We start from the raw sequence: 14,633 nt of genomic DNA, 5'->3' as shown, positions 1-14,633 counted from the left end.
TAGAAGTTTTAGTACGTGGAAAAGTTGTTTAAGAAAATAAAGTGGTCTGATGTTCGCATATTGCTATTGTGTGGACTGTTACTATTTTTATATTCTTTTACTAATAAACGTAGTAATGACCGTGAAGTTAAGGATATCGATGTGGTTTTTAAGGAAAGTGAAGAACACTTTGTAACCAGTAGTGAAATTCGCAATTTGCTTAAAAATAAATTTCCAAAAATTTCCGAGATTAATAGAAGTGTTTTAGATTTGAATAATCTAGAGAAAAACGTGCTAAAAAATGAATTAATCAGAAATGCAGACGTTTATTTGACGATAGATAATAGAATAATCGTAGATATTTGGCAAAAAAAAGCAATAGGAAGAGTGATAGAAGGGGATAATAATTATTATCTTGATGAGTTAGGGAAGAGGATGCCATTGTCAAGTAATTTTTCTGATAGAGTTCCTATGGTGCAGGGAAAGGTGACTAGAAGTAATGAAAGAGAGATTAAGGATATACTTGAATTGATCAACAAAGATCAATTCTTACGAGAAGATATCACAGGAATCGTTATAGAACCCAAAGGGACTTTAAGACTGATTAGTCGTACAAATCGTTTTGACATTTTGTTTGGAGGGTTTGATGAAATGGAAATAAAGTTACAAAACTATAAAGCCTTTGTACAGTATTTGATAAGAGAGAATGTTGAACAAGAGAAATACAAGTATATAAACCTCAAGTTTACCCAACAAGTGGTATGCACGAAATAGAAAAAGAGTATGGAAAAAGAAAATATAGCTGTAGGTTTAGACATTGGGACAACGAAGATTGTCGCAATGATTGGAAAGAAAAACGAATACGGTAAACTAGAAATTTTAGGATTAGGTAAAGCTAAAAGTCTAGGTGTTAAACGAGGTGTTGTTAACAATATCACGCAGACCATTCAATCTATTCAAAACGCTGTGACTGATGCTGAGTCAGCAGCTGGGTATAAGATTAAGAATGTAGTAGTAGGTATAGCTGGACAGCATATACGTAGTATTCAACATAGTGATTATATAAGTAGAGATAATCCTGATGAAGTAATAGGAGACAAGGACATTGAGCAATTAATTACTCAAGTTCAGAAGTTGAGTATGCTTCCAGGAGAAGAAATTATACACGTACTTCCACAAGAGTTCAAAATAGATGGAGAGCCTGGTATTAAGGAACCTATCGGAATGTATGGAAGTCGTTTGGAAGCTGTATTCCATGTAGTAGTAGGTCAAGCCGCATTAATAAAGAATGCAGGGAGATGTATTAAAGATGCAGGATTAGAGCTTTCAGGTATTACTTTAGAGCCTTTAGCATCAGCTGAAGCAGTTCTAAGTCAAGAAGAAAAAGAAGCTGGGGTAGCACTTATCGATATCGGTGGTGGTACAACGGACTTAGCTATCTTTAAAGACGGTATTATTCGTCATACAGCTGTAGTGCCTTTCGGAGGAAATGTTATTACAGAAGATATTAAAGAAGGATGTTCTATTATAGAACGTCAAGCTGAGATACTAAAAGTAAAGTTTGGGTCTGCTTGGCCAGGAGAAAATAAAGATAATGAGATTGTTTCTATTCCAGGATTAAGAGGAAAAGAACCAAAGGAAATATCTTTAAAGAACTTGTCTAAGATTATTCATGCTCGAGTAGAAGAGATCATACAATTGGTATTTTCTGAAATTAAGAGTTATGGATATGAAAGCCCACAGAAGAAACTGATTGCTGGTATTGTTTTAACTGGAGGTGGTTCTGAATTAAAACATATTAAGCAATTAGTAGAATATATCACTGGTATAGATACTCGTATAGGATATCCTAATGAGCACTTAGCAGGAGATTCTAATTTAGAGATATCTAGTCCATTATACGCTACTGCGGTAGGGTTAGTAATGGAAAGTGAAAGACATCATATAAAAGGAGCTGTTTCATTAGCAGATATTGCTGTTGAGAATAAAGTTCCAGAAGTGGAGGCGCCTGTTGTTAATCGCGCAGAGCCTGTGGTGCAACAACCAGTTGTGTCACAAGATCCAATAGAAACAGTAAGTCAAGAAAGACCTAAGGTTTCTGAAGAACCAAAAGAGACTGAATTTAGATCGCCAACGGCAGAAAAATTTGAATCAAATTTCTTTGGTACTTTTTTTAGAAAAATAAAAGATTTTATTGAAAAGCAAGAATAAAAAGGCTACGTATATGGAGAATACAGATTTTGGAGGAATAAAGTTTGATTTACCGAAAAACCAATCAAACGTTATCAAAGTAATAGGTGTAGGAGGCGGTGGAAGTAATGCTATTAATCACATGTTCCAACAAGGAATTAAAGGTGTAGATTTTATAGTGTGTAATACTGACTCTCAAGCATTAGAAAATAGTCCAGTTCCAACTAAAATTCAGTTAGGGGTTAACCTTACTGAAGGGTTAGGAGCAGGAGCTAATCCAGAAGTGGGCCAACAGTCTGCTTTAGAAAGTATAGAAGAGATAGAGAAGATGTTAGATACCAACACTAAGATGGTATTTATCACTGCTGGTATGGGTGGTGGTACTGGTACAGGTGCTGCTCCAGTTATCGCTCAGTTATCTAAAGAACGTGATATCCTTACAGTAGGTATTGTTACTATTCCTTTCCAATTCGAAGGTAAGGTAAGACAAGACCAAGCTTTAAAAGGGGTTGAACGTCTACGTAAACAAGTTGACTCTTTAGTTGTTATCAATAATAATAAGTTACGAGAGGTATATGGTAATTTAGGTTTCAAAGCTGGTTTCTCCAAAGCCGATGAAGTCTTATCTACTGCAGCTCGTGGTATCGCAGAAGTTATTACGCATCACTATACTCAGAATATTGACTTAAAGGATGCTAAGACTGTATTATCTGATAGTGGTACTGCTATAATGGGATCTGCTACAGCTTCTGGTGAAACTAGAGCTAAAGATGCTATTGTAGATGCATTAGATTCTCCTCTATTAAATGATAATAAGATTAGCGGTGCTAAGAATGTATTGTTATTAATTGTGTCTGGTGCAAATGAGATTACAATTGATGAGATAGGTGAAATCAACGACCACATCCAGACAGAAGCTGGGCATAATGCTAACATCATTATGGGGGTTGGTGAAGATGAGTCTTTAGGAGATGCTATTTCTGTAACAATTATTGCTACAGGTTTCAATATCGAACAACAAAAAAGTATTGTTACAACAGGTGAGCCTAATAAGATTATTCACGTATTAGAAGGTGATCAGAAGTTAGAGCATAATTTAATGCAAGCTTCATCTGTAGAGTCTTTCGGCTACTCTTCTCCAGATGAGCCATTATCTAAGGTTACTACTATTATTTCTTCTTCAGAAGATGCAGTAGAAGAAACAGAAAAAATTACTGTACATCAGTTAGGTGATTTTGAAGATGAAGATCTTGATGAAGGTATCTCTGTAGAGGCAATGAATGAGGAAGACGTTCAAGTAAATCAAGTGACAGCAGAAGCTACTGAGAAAGTAAGTGATGCTAATGGATTAGATGTTTTTTTTGAAATCGTAACGCCTTCTGAGGAAGTAAAAAAAAATACTAGTATTTCAGAAGAGCAAAATTTAGCAAAAACAAAAGATATAAGAGATATAAATGTTGTTGATCCTGAGTTTGTTATTGTAAATGTAGCAAAAAGACCAGAAACACAAGTGTCTCAACAACCACAAGCAAATGCTCCTGTTGTGTATCATTTAGAGGATGATGTGGTAGAAGCAAAAAGCAATATTGCTTATGGTAATGAAGCTAAATCAGTTCAAAATATGGCTGCTCCTAAAGAAGAAATTATCATGTTCTCTTTAGAAGATTATACAGATAAAGAAAGTGAGTTAGCATCAGCAAAACCGATTAATAAACATCAAGATGCAATAGAAGATGAATTTAGATTTTCTATTAAATCTGAGGAACCAACTCCAGCTGCAGTAGAAGCATCTAATACAGTAGTAGAAGAGGAACTAGATGAAGTAAACCCTATCGAGATGAGTATCGAGGAGTTTACACTTAAGAGTCGCGCTGCTGAACGCAGAAAAAAGATGAAAGAGTTTAACTACAAGTTTAATAATACGAACAGTCAGTTAACAGAGTTAGAGCGTGAGCCAGCTTATAAAAGAAGTGGAGTAGACTTACACGAGTCAGACGAGACAACTAATAAGTCACGTATTACTTTCGGGTTAGATAGTAATAACGATGGGCAGTTAAGATCTAACAACTCATATTTACACGATAATGTAGATTAATTACAAGTATATTATTTAAAAGGACTATCGAAAGATAGTCCTTTTATTTTTTGTCATATTTTGATGCTAGAACTGGATAGAGTTAAACTTTTTAGTTTGTACTTCTTTATCCTTGATTTTAATAGTGAAATTATTTATCTGCGGTTGATTGATATGGGTACTTACTTTGATAGCATTTTTTAGAACATCTACATAAGCACTATTCTCTGGGTATAACGTTAGTATATAGTCGTCTTTAGGAATGTATAGAATATAGTTACCACTATCTGACGTATAGGTAGTGTAGCTTTCTCCAGTATGGCTTTGAGCTACGATACGTTGTCCAGAGAGATTTCTATTGATAAGATGTGAGTTCTCAGAGAATTCATAATTAATACTACCAGATAACGTAGTTGTCTGTCTTAAGTGAATGCTATGTGTGGTATCTGATTTTAATATGATCTTATCTGTATTAGCAAACCATTCCTGATCATTTTTGACTTGTATGGTATAGCTATCAAGAGGTAACTTTTTATATTCTATTGCTCCTTCTTTATTCGTGATAAATGATTTGTTGTTGATATAGACTATTCTATTAGATGCTGGATAGTTATTATTCGCTTCATCTTGGTAGTAAACGATTACCTTTAGAGTATACGCTTTCTCATAAGGCTTATAAGGCATTAATTGTTTGATTACACCTATTTGTACATAATTTGTTTTATTGTTCTTAGAAAAGCCTCCATAGTTGTTATAACTACTAACATAGATATCAAAGTCCTTTGTCAACTTATATTCTAAACGACTATTTAATTGCCATAAGTCATCTGTTGTTGATGTCTTCGTATAATAAGCGTTAAGTACCACTCCTACATGATTATTGAAAAAACGTTGTCTATAGTTTCCCATAATCATCAGATTAGTATAAGTACTTGTATCTATAAAGCCTAAGTAACTCGAGTTGATGACTTCACTTAGATTGCTATAATTGTACTGATAGCTCACTCCAAAATCAACACTTTTATAGTTGACACCTGCATTTAAGCGGTAGTGTAATTTATCTGTTAAACTTACCTTAGAGAGATAGTTTCCTAAGTCAAGTGATACATTATATCCTAAGCCACTAGTGAAACTATTGTGATTGAATGAAGTACTTAATCTCAATGCATCTAAGTCATCCATTAATTGAGTTTTGTAATTGAAGCGTTGTTCATTTACAAAACGTGGACTTAGTAGAAGCATATTGGTCTGCATTCTATAGGAATAGTTCAGTCCTATTGTATTAGATTGTTGTTTTGAGTTATTATAGTCTGTATAACTGTATTTAGGAGCATAGTGGACGAAACTTTGTGTCAAGCCAAAACTATGCTTATCAAAGTTTCTTCTGATGCTACTAGACACCTGAGAAGCACCTTGTCTAATACCTGCATAATAAGGGCTACTGTAGAAGCTATTTGTTTGGAATTGATACTTGTCCCATTGGGCATATGCATTTATCCCTATAAAGGCTCCTAATTGATTATTTTCTTTACTATCTATAGTAGAGATACCTTCCATCATTTCTAAATTAAATGTAGGAGTATTCCATAGGCTAAATGTATTATACCACAGTGTCTTTTTCTCATCATAGCGATGGTTTAGATCATAGTACAGCTGTGATTGTCTCCACTTGTGTTTAAGCGAAGTAAACCCAATCCATGTATTATAGCCAATAGAGCGATCACTTGCATCTGTGATTAAATAGGTTTTATCTAAGTATCCACCTTGTATAGAAATGGAGTCTTTTATATTAATATTAGTTTGTATCCCTCGTCCTTGTAATGAGAATTCCCCTGTTTGGTAAATATTACCAGCTAGTACCTGTACTTTTTCGGTCTTGATATCTGCTAGGAAGTGACGTAGATTATATTTGTTCTCCTTGTCCCAATAGATTAGATCTCCAGTTAATCCTACTTTAGTCTTTTCGCTTAAGTGAACTTCTGTAGAACCTATCAACTGAAATGAGTTCATTACATTATTACCACTAACACGGTTGAGTTCTATTGTGTTTCTTTGGTAATAAGGATCTGTATTCGAATTATCTATTTTATATCGTCGTTTAGATTGTAAAGAACTGACACTATAGTTAGTACGTGATATAAAATCTCCATTTTCATATAGTAGTGTAGCAGTGATATCAAAATCCTCTAGTTTAACAGCTTCTTTCGAGATGATTTGGTTGATAGTAATAAGTGTATCTCGCTGTGGAGCTAATGTGATATGAGAAGTATGAGTACGTTGTTTATTGACCTGATTCGGAAAGGTTATGATATAATGAAGCTTTTCTGATGTATTACCTCTATTTTGAATTAAAGCTTTTAAGTGAATAGTATCTCCTATTTTTTGGAACTGTAAATGATTGTTCTGATTTTGAAGTAAGATACGTCTGTTTCTTTGTATTAAAATCTTTTGTTCAGCTACTTGTATGATTTGATTTAAATTGTTGCTTAGACTAGCTCTTATGAACAAATCTATCTCACTACTAGCAGACTGGTCTATATTCGCTATGATAGGGACATAGACTCTCTGTCCAGGATGTATCTGAATGATTTTATTAGCGTTACTAGATATACGTAAGTTAGTAGAATTACCTTCTATCTTTATATTCCCAGACCATTGTGTATTACTGACATTAGATACTTCTATGGCTGATGAGATATTACCATATTCATCCGCAGGAGTTTCTATATCCGTAAACTTTAGGTGTATAGGTGTTTGTTGTGCGTTAGAAAGAAAAAACAAACAGATAAACAGTAATGTATAAAGCTGTTTAAGCATTAATTAGGGACAATTACAAAGTATAAATAAGTTTCGTATCTACCACTGGCTTGTTGTAATTCCTTCTGATTAGGAGGAATGCTCAGTTCAAGGTTATAAGACATCGATTGACTCCATCTAGAGAAGGAGGCAAGAGGCTGTTCATTAGCAGATAGTGATAATGGACCGAATATCTTTACATCTCTAGCATCTGAAGGACTACCTCCTTCAAGGTTATTTAAAGTCGCCTTTAATTTTAGTATAGAAACAGGTAAGCTATTCGACATCGTGTTATTATACATCATATTATCTGCTGTCTTTACGAGTACTTGATGACCTTGATAACTCTTGATGTAAAGAGCATTGCTTATCGTGATCGTTTTCCCTTTTACAATATCATCTGGTGAATCAAAGTTAAAGACAAATTCACTAGCACCATTTCGCAACTCTGCTATTTGATCTCCGTGATTTCCTACATAGTTAATTTGGAATCTTGCATTACCAGTACCAGATGTTTTACGTAGAAGTAACTGGTCTCTACCTGACGAAGTATCATATAAGGAGAACTCGTATGTACTCATATAAGTATTGTTAGGAATAGTCAGTAAATGTACCCCTCCTCGAATAGTCAAGTCAAAGTTTAAGGTATAGTAGTTACCTTCTGGTAGAGGTGTTGTACTCTCTATGATCGTATTTTCTTGATATTTGCTTAGAGGTAAATCTCTTCCCACGACACTGAAGGCAAGTTGATTAAAATTACCCCCTTGTTTATTCGTACTTAATGTTGACATCTCAGCAGGTACCATATAGTTTCCTGCATAGTAATCATCGAGTAGTCTTACCGTTAACTTCCATTTGGTAGGTGAAGGCGTTCCGTAGAATCTGCGAAACTGTACAGAGATCTGTTTATCTTCTGTCTTCCCTACTTTTAGATCATTATATGAATTTAATACAGACTGTCCGCCTCCATAAATATTTAAGTCATACTGTGCTAATACCGTATTGCTCAGTAGTAATAAAAATAGGCTGATGTATATATTTAACTTTAGGTTCATAGCGTGAAGTCTAGTTCTGCCACTTTTACGATATTATCCTTGCCATAAGTTAGTTGGATAATAAAGGTGTAAGTGCCTGTTTTTAGTTGATTCGGTAGTGGTATAATATGCTTTCTTAAGTCAGTAGGTAGACTGTAAAAATCTAGTGTATTCAATGCTGTTTTCTCTCCCGTTTGTTGATTGAAGATACTCGCTGTCATCTTTCCGTCACTCCATAGTTTTCCATCGTTCTGAAAGTTAACTTCTATCGCTTTTTCTCCCTCAGCAGTCTTGGCAGGTTTGATATCTACTATTTCTACAGACTCTGTATTATTTTGATTTGCATGATATACTTTTAGTCCCATACGCACTGTCACTTTGATAGCAGCACCGTTTTCATCCACTGCATTCCCAGGATTTAACTGAGTGAAGAACACCATCGCTGTATGTACAGGTATATTAGCAGGCAGGTCTAGAGGAACATTAAGTATAATCTCTACTTCTTTGACTTCGTTTGGTTCAATTACAAAATAAGAATTAGGTAATACTTGAATCCATTGCGAAGCCGAAGTTTCTAATGTATTTGCTTCTACTACATTATTACTACCTCTCTCATCATAATTCCAATCTCCAATAGAGACTCCTACTTCGACAGCTTTGTCATTTGGATTGGCTATACGAACTTTTTGAGTAGCTATAGTTCCAGCAGCATTTCTAAAGTACATCTTACCAGGAGAGATAGACAGTCCTGCTTGTGCGAATATTGGAAGAGCGCTTAGTAAAAGGAATAGTAGTATTAGTTTTTTCATTATGATGTGGTGCTTTAATTTTAGTGAGGCAGTAGCGTGTATATAATCTCTGTTTTATATGTTCCTGCTTTTTTATTTAATATACTTACAATGTTTTGTTTCGGAATCGCGTAATTGACATCTATTTGTTGACTGTTACTTCTGTTCTCAGATTGTAAGATTATCTGAGGCTTATCAGATAAGTTGATTGTACTTAATCTCAACGGGAAGCTTAATAGGGTAGATGTGGCTACACTTGGCTTGATATGAATGATAGACACAGGCAGTGATGACAATGTTGACTCATATTGAAAATATGGATTTATGGTGCGTACTGACAATTCGTATGGAGTAGAACACTTTATGATCACATGATTTTTCAGAATACCTGTTTCTGCCCCTTGTGTATATACTTCTCCTCTATTTAAGTTTAAATCTACAGTAGAATGTGAGATAACCAAGGATTGTTGCTCCTTAAAGTTTAGTACTATCCTAGCCCTTGTAGATCCTATCTGAGCCATAGCGATGCTGGTGACACAGAAGAGGAGTGTGATGAATAATGATTTTTTAAACACGTGTAATATTACAATGATAAGATAGTGTAAGTAATTACAGTACTATAAGTACCTACTGGTTTATTTAATAATTCTTCGGATGCATCCATTTTATAAGACACATTGAATGTTCTTTTCACATCACCTAGATTAGAACTAATCATATTGTGTTCTTTCATAGATAGTGATACAGGTATCATGGTTATATTTTCTCTAAAGTCACCGATAGTTCCTAATGTAGGGTTTAGACTAATGTTTTCTAAACTTATTTGTTCATTATTACTAGTCAGCGGAGAGCTAGCAGCCACTCTTACTTCATAAGTACCACTGCTCATTACTTCTATATGATCTGCTTGGTCGCTGATCTTTCCTTTAGTATAATCTTCTACTGTTTCGAAAGACAGATTGATATTAGATTGTTGATCATTAATCTTTATTGACTGTATTGGTTTTAGAGTCACGATAAGGTTAGTTTGCGCAGTATTCTGAGCATGCATTACCACACTGACTAAGATCAAAAAGAAGGTAAAGAATAATTGTCTCATATCATCTGTTTTAGATATTCTAAATTTAGTAAAAAAAAGCGTACAAAGTCAATAATCGTCAATGTTTTTAGCTGTTTTGGGTAACAAATAATTGGAATAGAAGCAGAGGGTATTAATTCGCTTTTTAGTCCAAAAAAAAATCTACTGAAGTGAATGATATCACTACAGTAGATTTATATTGTATAAGGCTATATCTTATTATAGAGCATATAAGTTATAAGTAACTGTAGTGCTGTATGTACCTGCTTTTTTGTCTGTGTATGCAGAAGTTTGGCTTGCTGGTATAGCGTATTCGATAGCATATCCCATCTTAGCACTTCCTGCAGATGTAGTGATTAAAGAGCTGCTCTCTGTAGTAGCTAATGGAGTGATGTTATGAGTAGCATTAAAGTTAGCTGGTGCAGCACCTTCTGCTAAGTTATTGTTACCTTTTACTCTTACTTCTACTGTGTTTACAGGGATGCTAACTCCATCATTTGTTAAATCACTGCTAGCGATCACTTTTACTTCATATTTTTGAGTAGCTGTTACTTCTAAGTGGTTTTGTAATTCACCTGAAGTACTACCTTTTTGAAACTGTTCTACAGTGTTCATTTGGATATTTACATTAGGATTCTTAACAGTCAATTCATAAACGTCTGATAAGTTAACGTTTAAGTTTGTGCTTCCTGTACTTTTTTTGTCTTGTGCGAAAGTTGAAGTACTTGCGAAAGCTAAAACTGCTACTAATACTAATTTAAATGTTGTTTTCATTTGCTTATTTCTTTTTAATTGTGGGAATACTTGATTTGTTATTTTGTTTGGCAAAAGTATAGCAGCTTTGATTCTCAAATAGTGTCATTTCTCTTTAAAGAATTGTCATTTATCACATAATGTGATAAAATATTCTTAATAAAAGCTTTGATTTTAAAGAATTGTGAATTTGTTTTATGTTGCCTAAGAGGTCTTTTTATTCGTTATTGATACTTTAATTCCTAGTAGATTGTTGTTATTTAGGTTTTTAGGTTTAAATGGTGTTAAAACCTCTTTTTGTTAGGACTATTTAGTCGGAGAGAGAATTGACTGTGAAGGATATAAAAAATCCCCTTGTAAATAGTCATTACAAGGGGAGAAGGGATAAACGATATTATAATAGTTCTCTATATTCTTTAGGGCTTAATCCTGTTGCTTTTATAAAGAAACGGATGAAGTTACTCACGTCTTCAAAGTTTAGCTCAAAAGCAACTTCCTTAATGGTCATCGGAGTATGCTTTAATAATAGCTTTATTTCGTTGACCACTGCACTCGCTATTATTTTTTTAGGCGTAGTTCCAAATACTTCTTTGCACACTTCAGTTAACTTAGCGATAGAGATATTCATCTGTTCTGCATAGAAATGAACGTTTCTTTCTTTCCTGATGTTATTTTTGATCAACTCATTAAATTTTACAGTATGTTGTATTTGTAGTGGAGTAAGTTTCTCTTTATTAAAGCTGACAAACTTCTCTATATGTCCTGCCATAATATATAGAAGAACTCGCTCTATAATATTATGAGCTAACATATAATGTACTTCACTATATTCTTTTGACTTTAGCTTTAGTAAGGTGGTGAAATAACACTGTACAAAAACTTCATGCTCCGGCTTAAGCGTGATCGAATTAATAGCATTCGTATTATCAAAGAAGAAGCACTTGCTTAGAAAGTGACTGTCAAGTTCTGTTCTACAGTAAAAATTATCTGTAAACTGCACATAGTATAAGGTGTAACTCTCAGAAGCCGTTAAGCGAAATAGCTCGTTCTTTCCTAAGAATAGACAGTCTCCTTCTTTAATTTCTTTTTTGTTCGTAGTTAGGGTGACAGTTACTTTTCCTTTTTGTAACCAAAGTAGTTGGTAGACTTCTTTGTGTTGTTCGAACGGCACAGTGTCTTCTGTAAGGTAAGTAGCTCTACCTACCTCTATACCATAGGTAGATTTTAGTTCGATAGAAGTTAGCATATTTTGTAAGGTAGTAATAGGTGTTTATAATGTTTTATTGCTTGTTTACGTTATATCGCTTCTTATGTTTGTTAGTTTTGGTTTGATGCTTTAGTAGACCGTCTCTATATTGGGTTCAGACGAGTTTTGACAAATATCAAATTTTATTATGATTATGAATATTTTTAAAAGTTAATTTTTAAAACTTTTAATTCTGATTCCCAACAGAAAAGAGGTACATTATTCGGATAAATAAGTTGATTATTGTATAATATAAAGAATTTAGTGAACTTATAACTATATGATTTTGTTAGTTACATGGGCTTTTTTATATATTTGCAAAAAATAAAAATAATTGATATGAGTTTACAATCAAAGATCATGGACGCTATAAAAAGTGCAATGAAAGCGAAGGATACAGTAGCTTTAGAAGCATTAAGAGCAGTAAAGTCAGAGTTATTATTAGCTCAAACTCAATCAGGAGCACAAGCTGATTTAACGGAAGAAGAGGAGATTAAGATTCTTCAGAAGTTAGTAAAACAAAGAAAAGACAGTGCTAATATTTTTTCAGAGCAAGGGAGAAATGATTTAGCTGAGCCAGAAATAGCACAAGCTGCAATCATAGAACAATTCTTGCCAGAGCAATTATCAGAAGAAGAAGTTCAAAAAATAATAGGTGAGGTAATTACGAATGGTGGTTTCAGTGGTATGTCTTCAATGGGACAAGTAATGGGAATCGCTACTAAAGAATTAGCTGGTAAAGCTGATGGTAAGACCATCTCATCTGCAGTAAAATCTCTATTGTCTAAATAGTAGATTTAATGTCCGTGTAGTTCAACTGGATAGAATATCAGATTTCGGCTCTGAGGGTTGGGGGTTCGAACCCTCCCGCGGACGCAAAATATATACGCTATTATCTATGATTAGATAATAGCGTTTTTTGTTTTATAAACTTTACTGTTTGCTATAATGATGACTTATGTAGCAAGCTATCTCCTAGTTAAAGAATAGATTTTTTTAAAAGCCTGTTTTATACTCTTATTATCTCTTTATTATACTCCTACTTTTATATTATCGGATATTGATGGGGATGTGATCGGGTAGTGATGGGCTTATTTATAGTACTTTTTAGCCGAGCACATGCCTATCATATGCCGACCACAAGCCGACCACCCCTATTTTAGTAATAAAAAAGACTGCTGAAGAGAGAGGTAATATTCTTTTTTTGTAGTGGGTAGAGATTATTCTGTAGGGGTAGATTTCTTTTGTGTGAAGTGATAAGTAGTGATAAACGCTAAGGGAGGACGCAATTGGTGTTGTGTTAGACTGAAAATAAAATTGCCTTTTTTAAAAAAATAAATGAAAAAAGATGGAATCTGATAAATATCATATTTTTAGATATAGTGTTAGGTTACATTTGTCCTAACAAAATAAGTTATGATATGAGACAGAATGTACCAATTTCTAGTATTATGGCTTCAAAACTTGTCAAGTTAAATCTAACAGATTCATTGACAAATGCTGAAAAGTTATTTAAAGAGAACAAGATTAGACATCTTCCTGTGTTATCTGGAGGAGAGTTAGTAGGGATTCTCAGTTATACTGACTTAGTAAGAATTAGTTTAGCAGAGACGGTAGGAGATAATGATGATATTATTGATACCACTATATATAATATGTTCTCTATAGAACAAGTAATGGTTAAGGACGTTGTGACTATACAAGCAGATTGTAGTATTAAGGATGCAGCCAAAATAATTATCGAAAGAGGATTTAGATCATTACCTGTTATGGATGGAGATATATTAGTAGGAATGCTTACTAGTACTGATTTGATTAAGTATTTGATAAAGCAATACGAATAAGGAATAAAAAGAATTGCTATAAAAAAGATTATTATATTTTGTAGTTTGTGAGTTTGGCTACGAAATTACATATTGTTGTTTGAAAAAAGCATTAGAGGTGAGTTCTAATGCTTTTTTGCTTTTATACCTATGTGTACGTTTTTTTGAAATACTTCTATTGATAGAATGAAGTGATTGTTATATTTGTTTTTCTATAAAACCATATTTAAGATGAATAATTTATATCAAGAGCTTTTAGTGGCAGCTAAGGCAATATTAGAATCTAATGTATTAGATAGAACAGAGAAGTTAAAACAGGTATGTGTTCTTTTAAACGAGAAAATATCGTACTATGATTGGGTTGGTTTCTACTTTGCAGTGCCAGAAGAGAGAGTGCTTCATTTAGGACCGTACAGCGGTCCTGAGACAGACCATACAGTGATTCCCTTTGGTAAGGGGATTTGTGGACAGGTGGCTGTTAGTAATGAGACTTTTTTAGTAGAAGATGTGACTGCTCAAGATAATTATATTGCTTGTAGTATTACTGTTAAGTCTGAGATCGTAGTTCCGTTATTTGTTGATGGAGTTAATATCGGACAAATAGATATTGATTCTAATACAATTAATGCATTTACAGCTGAGGATCAATCATTTTTAGAATTACTAAATGTAGAAATAGCTAAATTGTTTATTTAGTTCCTATTATAAAGAAGACTTGCGTTTTGTTTAGATTATACTGTTATTAATTGAGGTATTGGTAATCAATGTACTAGAGGGTAAATAAGAACCTAAAAAAAAGTGTATTATTTATAGTTGTATTTTGAAAAATAAAATTACCTTTGCAAACGTAAATATGGATACACCATATTTCA

At 33.7% G+C, this 14,633-nt stretch carries 13 protein-coding genes and 1 tRNA gene; 7 read left to right on the top strand and 7 right to left on the bottom strand.

The window, feature by feature from the left end; all coding sequences use genetic code 11:
• Positions 1–15 precede the first annotated feature (15 nt).
• Genes AABL87_RS01125 through ftsZ form a run of 3 tightly spaced genes read left to right on the top strand, consistent with a single transcriptional unit; the run spans position 16 to position 4,264 of the window.
• Positions 16–753 (top strand): cell division protein FtsQ/DivIB, encoded by a 738-nt coding sequence (locus tag AABL87_RS01125; protein WP_341276793.1) that lies wholly within the window; start codon positions 16–18, stop codon positions 751–753.
• Positions 754–762: 9 nt separating this feature from the next.
• Complete coding sequence (gene ftsA / locus AABL87_RS01120) at positions 763–2,190, top strand: cell division protein FtsA (RefSeq protein ID WP_016650327.1); 1,428 nt, start codon at positions 763–765, stop codon at positions 2,188–2,190.
• A 13-nt stretch (positions 2,191–2,203) separates the two neighbouring features.
• On the top strand, positions 2,204–4,264 hold the full coding sequence (ftsZ, locus tag AABL87_RS01115) for a cell division protein FtsZ (protein WP_341276792.1): 2,061 nt from the start codon (positions 2,204–2,206) through the stop codon (positions 4,262–4,264).
• A 66-nt stretch (positions 4,265–4,330) separates the two neighbouring features.
• Here the strand turns inward: ftsZ and AABL87_RS01110 are convergent, their stop codons facing one another.
• From AABL87_RS01110 to AABL87_RS01080, 7 genes are all read right to left on the bottom strand, one after another.
• A complete protein-coding gene (locus tag AABL87_RS01110; RefSeq protein ID WP_341276791.1) occupies positions 4,331–7,060 on the bottom strand; it encodes a hypothetical protein in 2,730 nt (909 codons plus the stop codon).
• Complete coding sequence (locus tag AABL87_RS01105; protein ID WP_006259678.1) at positions 7,060–8,094, bottom strand: hypothetical protein; 1,035 nt, start codon at positions 8,092–8,094, stop codon at positions 7,060–7,062. The genes AABL87_RS01110 and AABL87_RS01105 overlap by 1 nt, the downstream gene beginning before the upstream one ends.
• Positions 8,091–8,882, bottom strand: a complete 792-nt coding sequence (locus AABL87_RS01100) for a hypothetical protein (RefSeq protein ID WP_341276790.1) — start codon at positions 8,880–8,882, stop codon at positions 8,091–8,093. Before AABL87_RS01100 ends, AABL87_RS01105 begins: the two co-directional genes overlap by 4 nt.
• 20 nt (positions 8,883–8,902) lie before the next feature.
• The gene (locus tag AABL87_RS01095; protein ID WP_006262242.1) at positions 8,903–9,382 is read right to left on the bottom strand and encodes a hypothetical protein; all 480 of its coding nucleotides are present in this window, start codon (positions 9,380–9,382) and stop codon (positions 8,903–8,905) included.
• Positions 9,383–9,444: 62 nt separating this feature from the next.
• Complete coding sequence (locus AABL87_RS01090; RefSeq protein WP_006259675.1) at positions 9,445–9,960, bottom strand: hypothetical protein; 516 nt, start codon at positions 9,958–9,960, stop codon at positions 9,445–9,447.
• Positions 9,961–10,158: 198 nt separating this feature from the next.
• Positions 10,159–10,713 (bottom strand): hypothetical protein, encoded by a 555-nt coding sequence (locus AABL87_RS01085; protein ID WP_006259674.1) that lies wholly within the window; start codon positions 10,711–10,713, stop codon positions 10,159–10,161.
• 373 nt (positions 10,714–11,086) lie between these two features.
• Positions 11,087–11,938 (bottom strand): helix-turn-helix domain-containing protein, encoded by an 852-nt coding sequence (locus AABL87_RS01080; RefSeq protein ID WP_341276789.1) that lies wholly within the window; start codon positions 11,936–11,938, stop codon positions 11,087–11,089.
• 339 nt (positions 11,939–12,277) lie between these two features.
• Between AABL87_RS01080 and AABL87_RS01075 the strand changes: the two genes are divergently transcribed.
• The 4 genes from AABL87_RS01075 to AABL87_RS01060 all read left to right on the top strand — a co-directional run bounded on the left by AABL87_RS01075 (position 12,278) and on the right by AABL87_RS01060 (position 14,457).
• Positions 12,278–12,730 (top strand): GatB/YqeY domain-containing protein, encoded by a 453-nt coding sequence (locus AABL87_RS01075; RefSeq protein ID WP_259637855.1) that lies wholly within the window; start codon positions 12,278–12,280, stop codon positions 12,728–12,730.
• A 10-nt stretch (positions 12,731–12,740) separates the two neighbouring features.
• A tRNA-Arg gene (locus tag AABL87_RS01070) sits at positions 12,741–12,814 on the top strand.
• Between the two features lie 545 nt (positions 12,815–13,359).
• A complete protein-coding gene (locus AABL87_RS01065; RefSeq protein ID WP_341276788.1) occupies positions 13,360–13,782 on the top strand; it encodes a CBS domain-containing protein in 423 nt (140 codons plus the stop codon).
• A 210-nt stretch (positions 13,783–13,992) separates the two neighbouring features.
• On the top strand, positions 13,993–14,457 hold the full coding sequence (locus AABL87_RS01060) for a GAF domain-containing protein (RefSeq protein ID WP_006266872.1): 465 nt from the start codon (positions 13,993–13,995) through the stop codon (positions 14,455–14,457).
• Positions 14,458–14,633 lie beyond the last annotated feature (176 nt).

It is taken from the genome of Myroides sp. C4067, from assembly GCF_038039665.1.
Lineage (GTDB): Bacteria > Bacteroidota > Bacteroidia > Flavobacteriales > Flavobacteriaceae > Flavobacterium > Flavobacterium odoratimimum.
The sequence above is the reverse complement of the archived record's forward strand: the minus strand, read 5'-3'. Positions and strand labels throughout refer to the sequence as shown.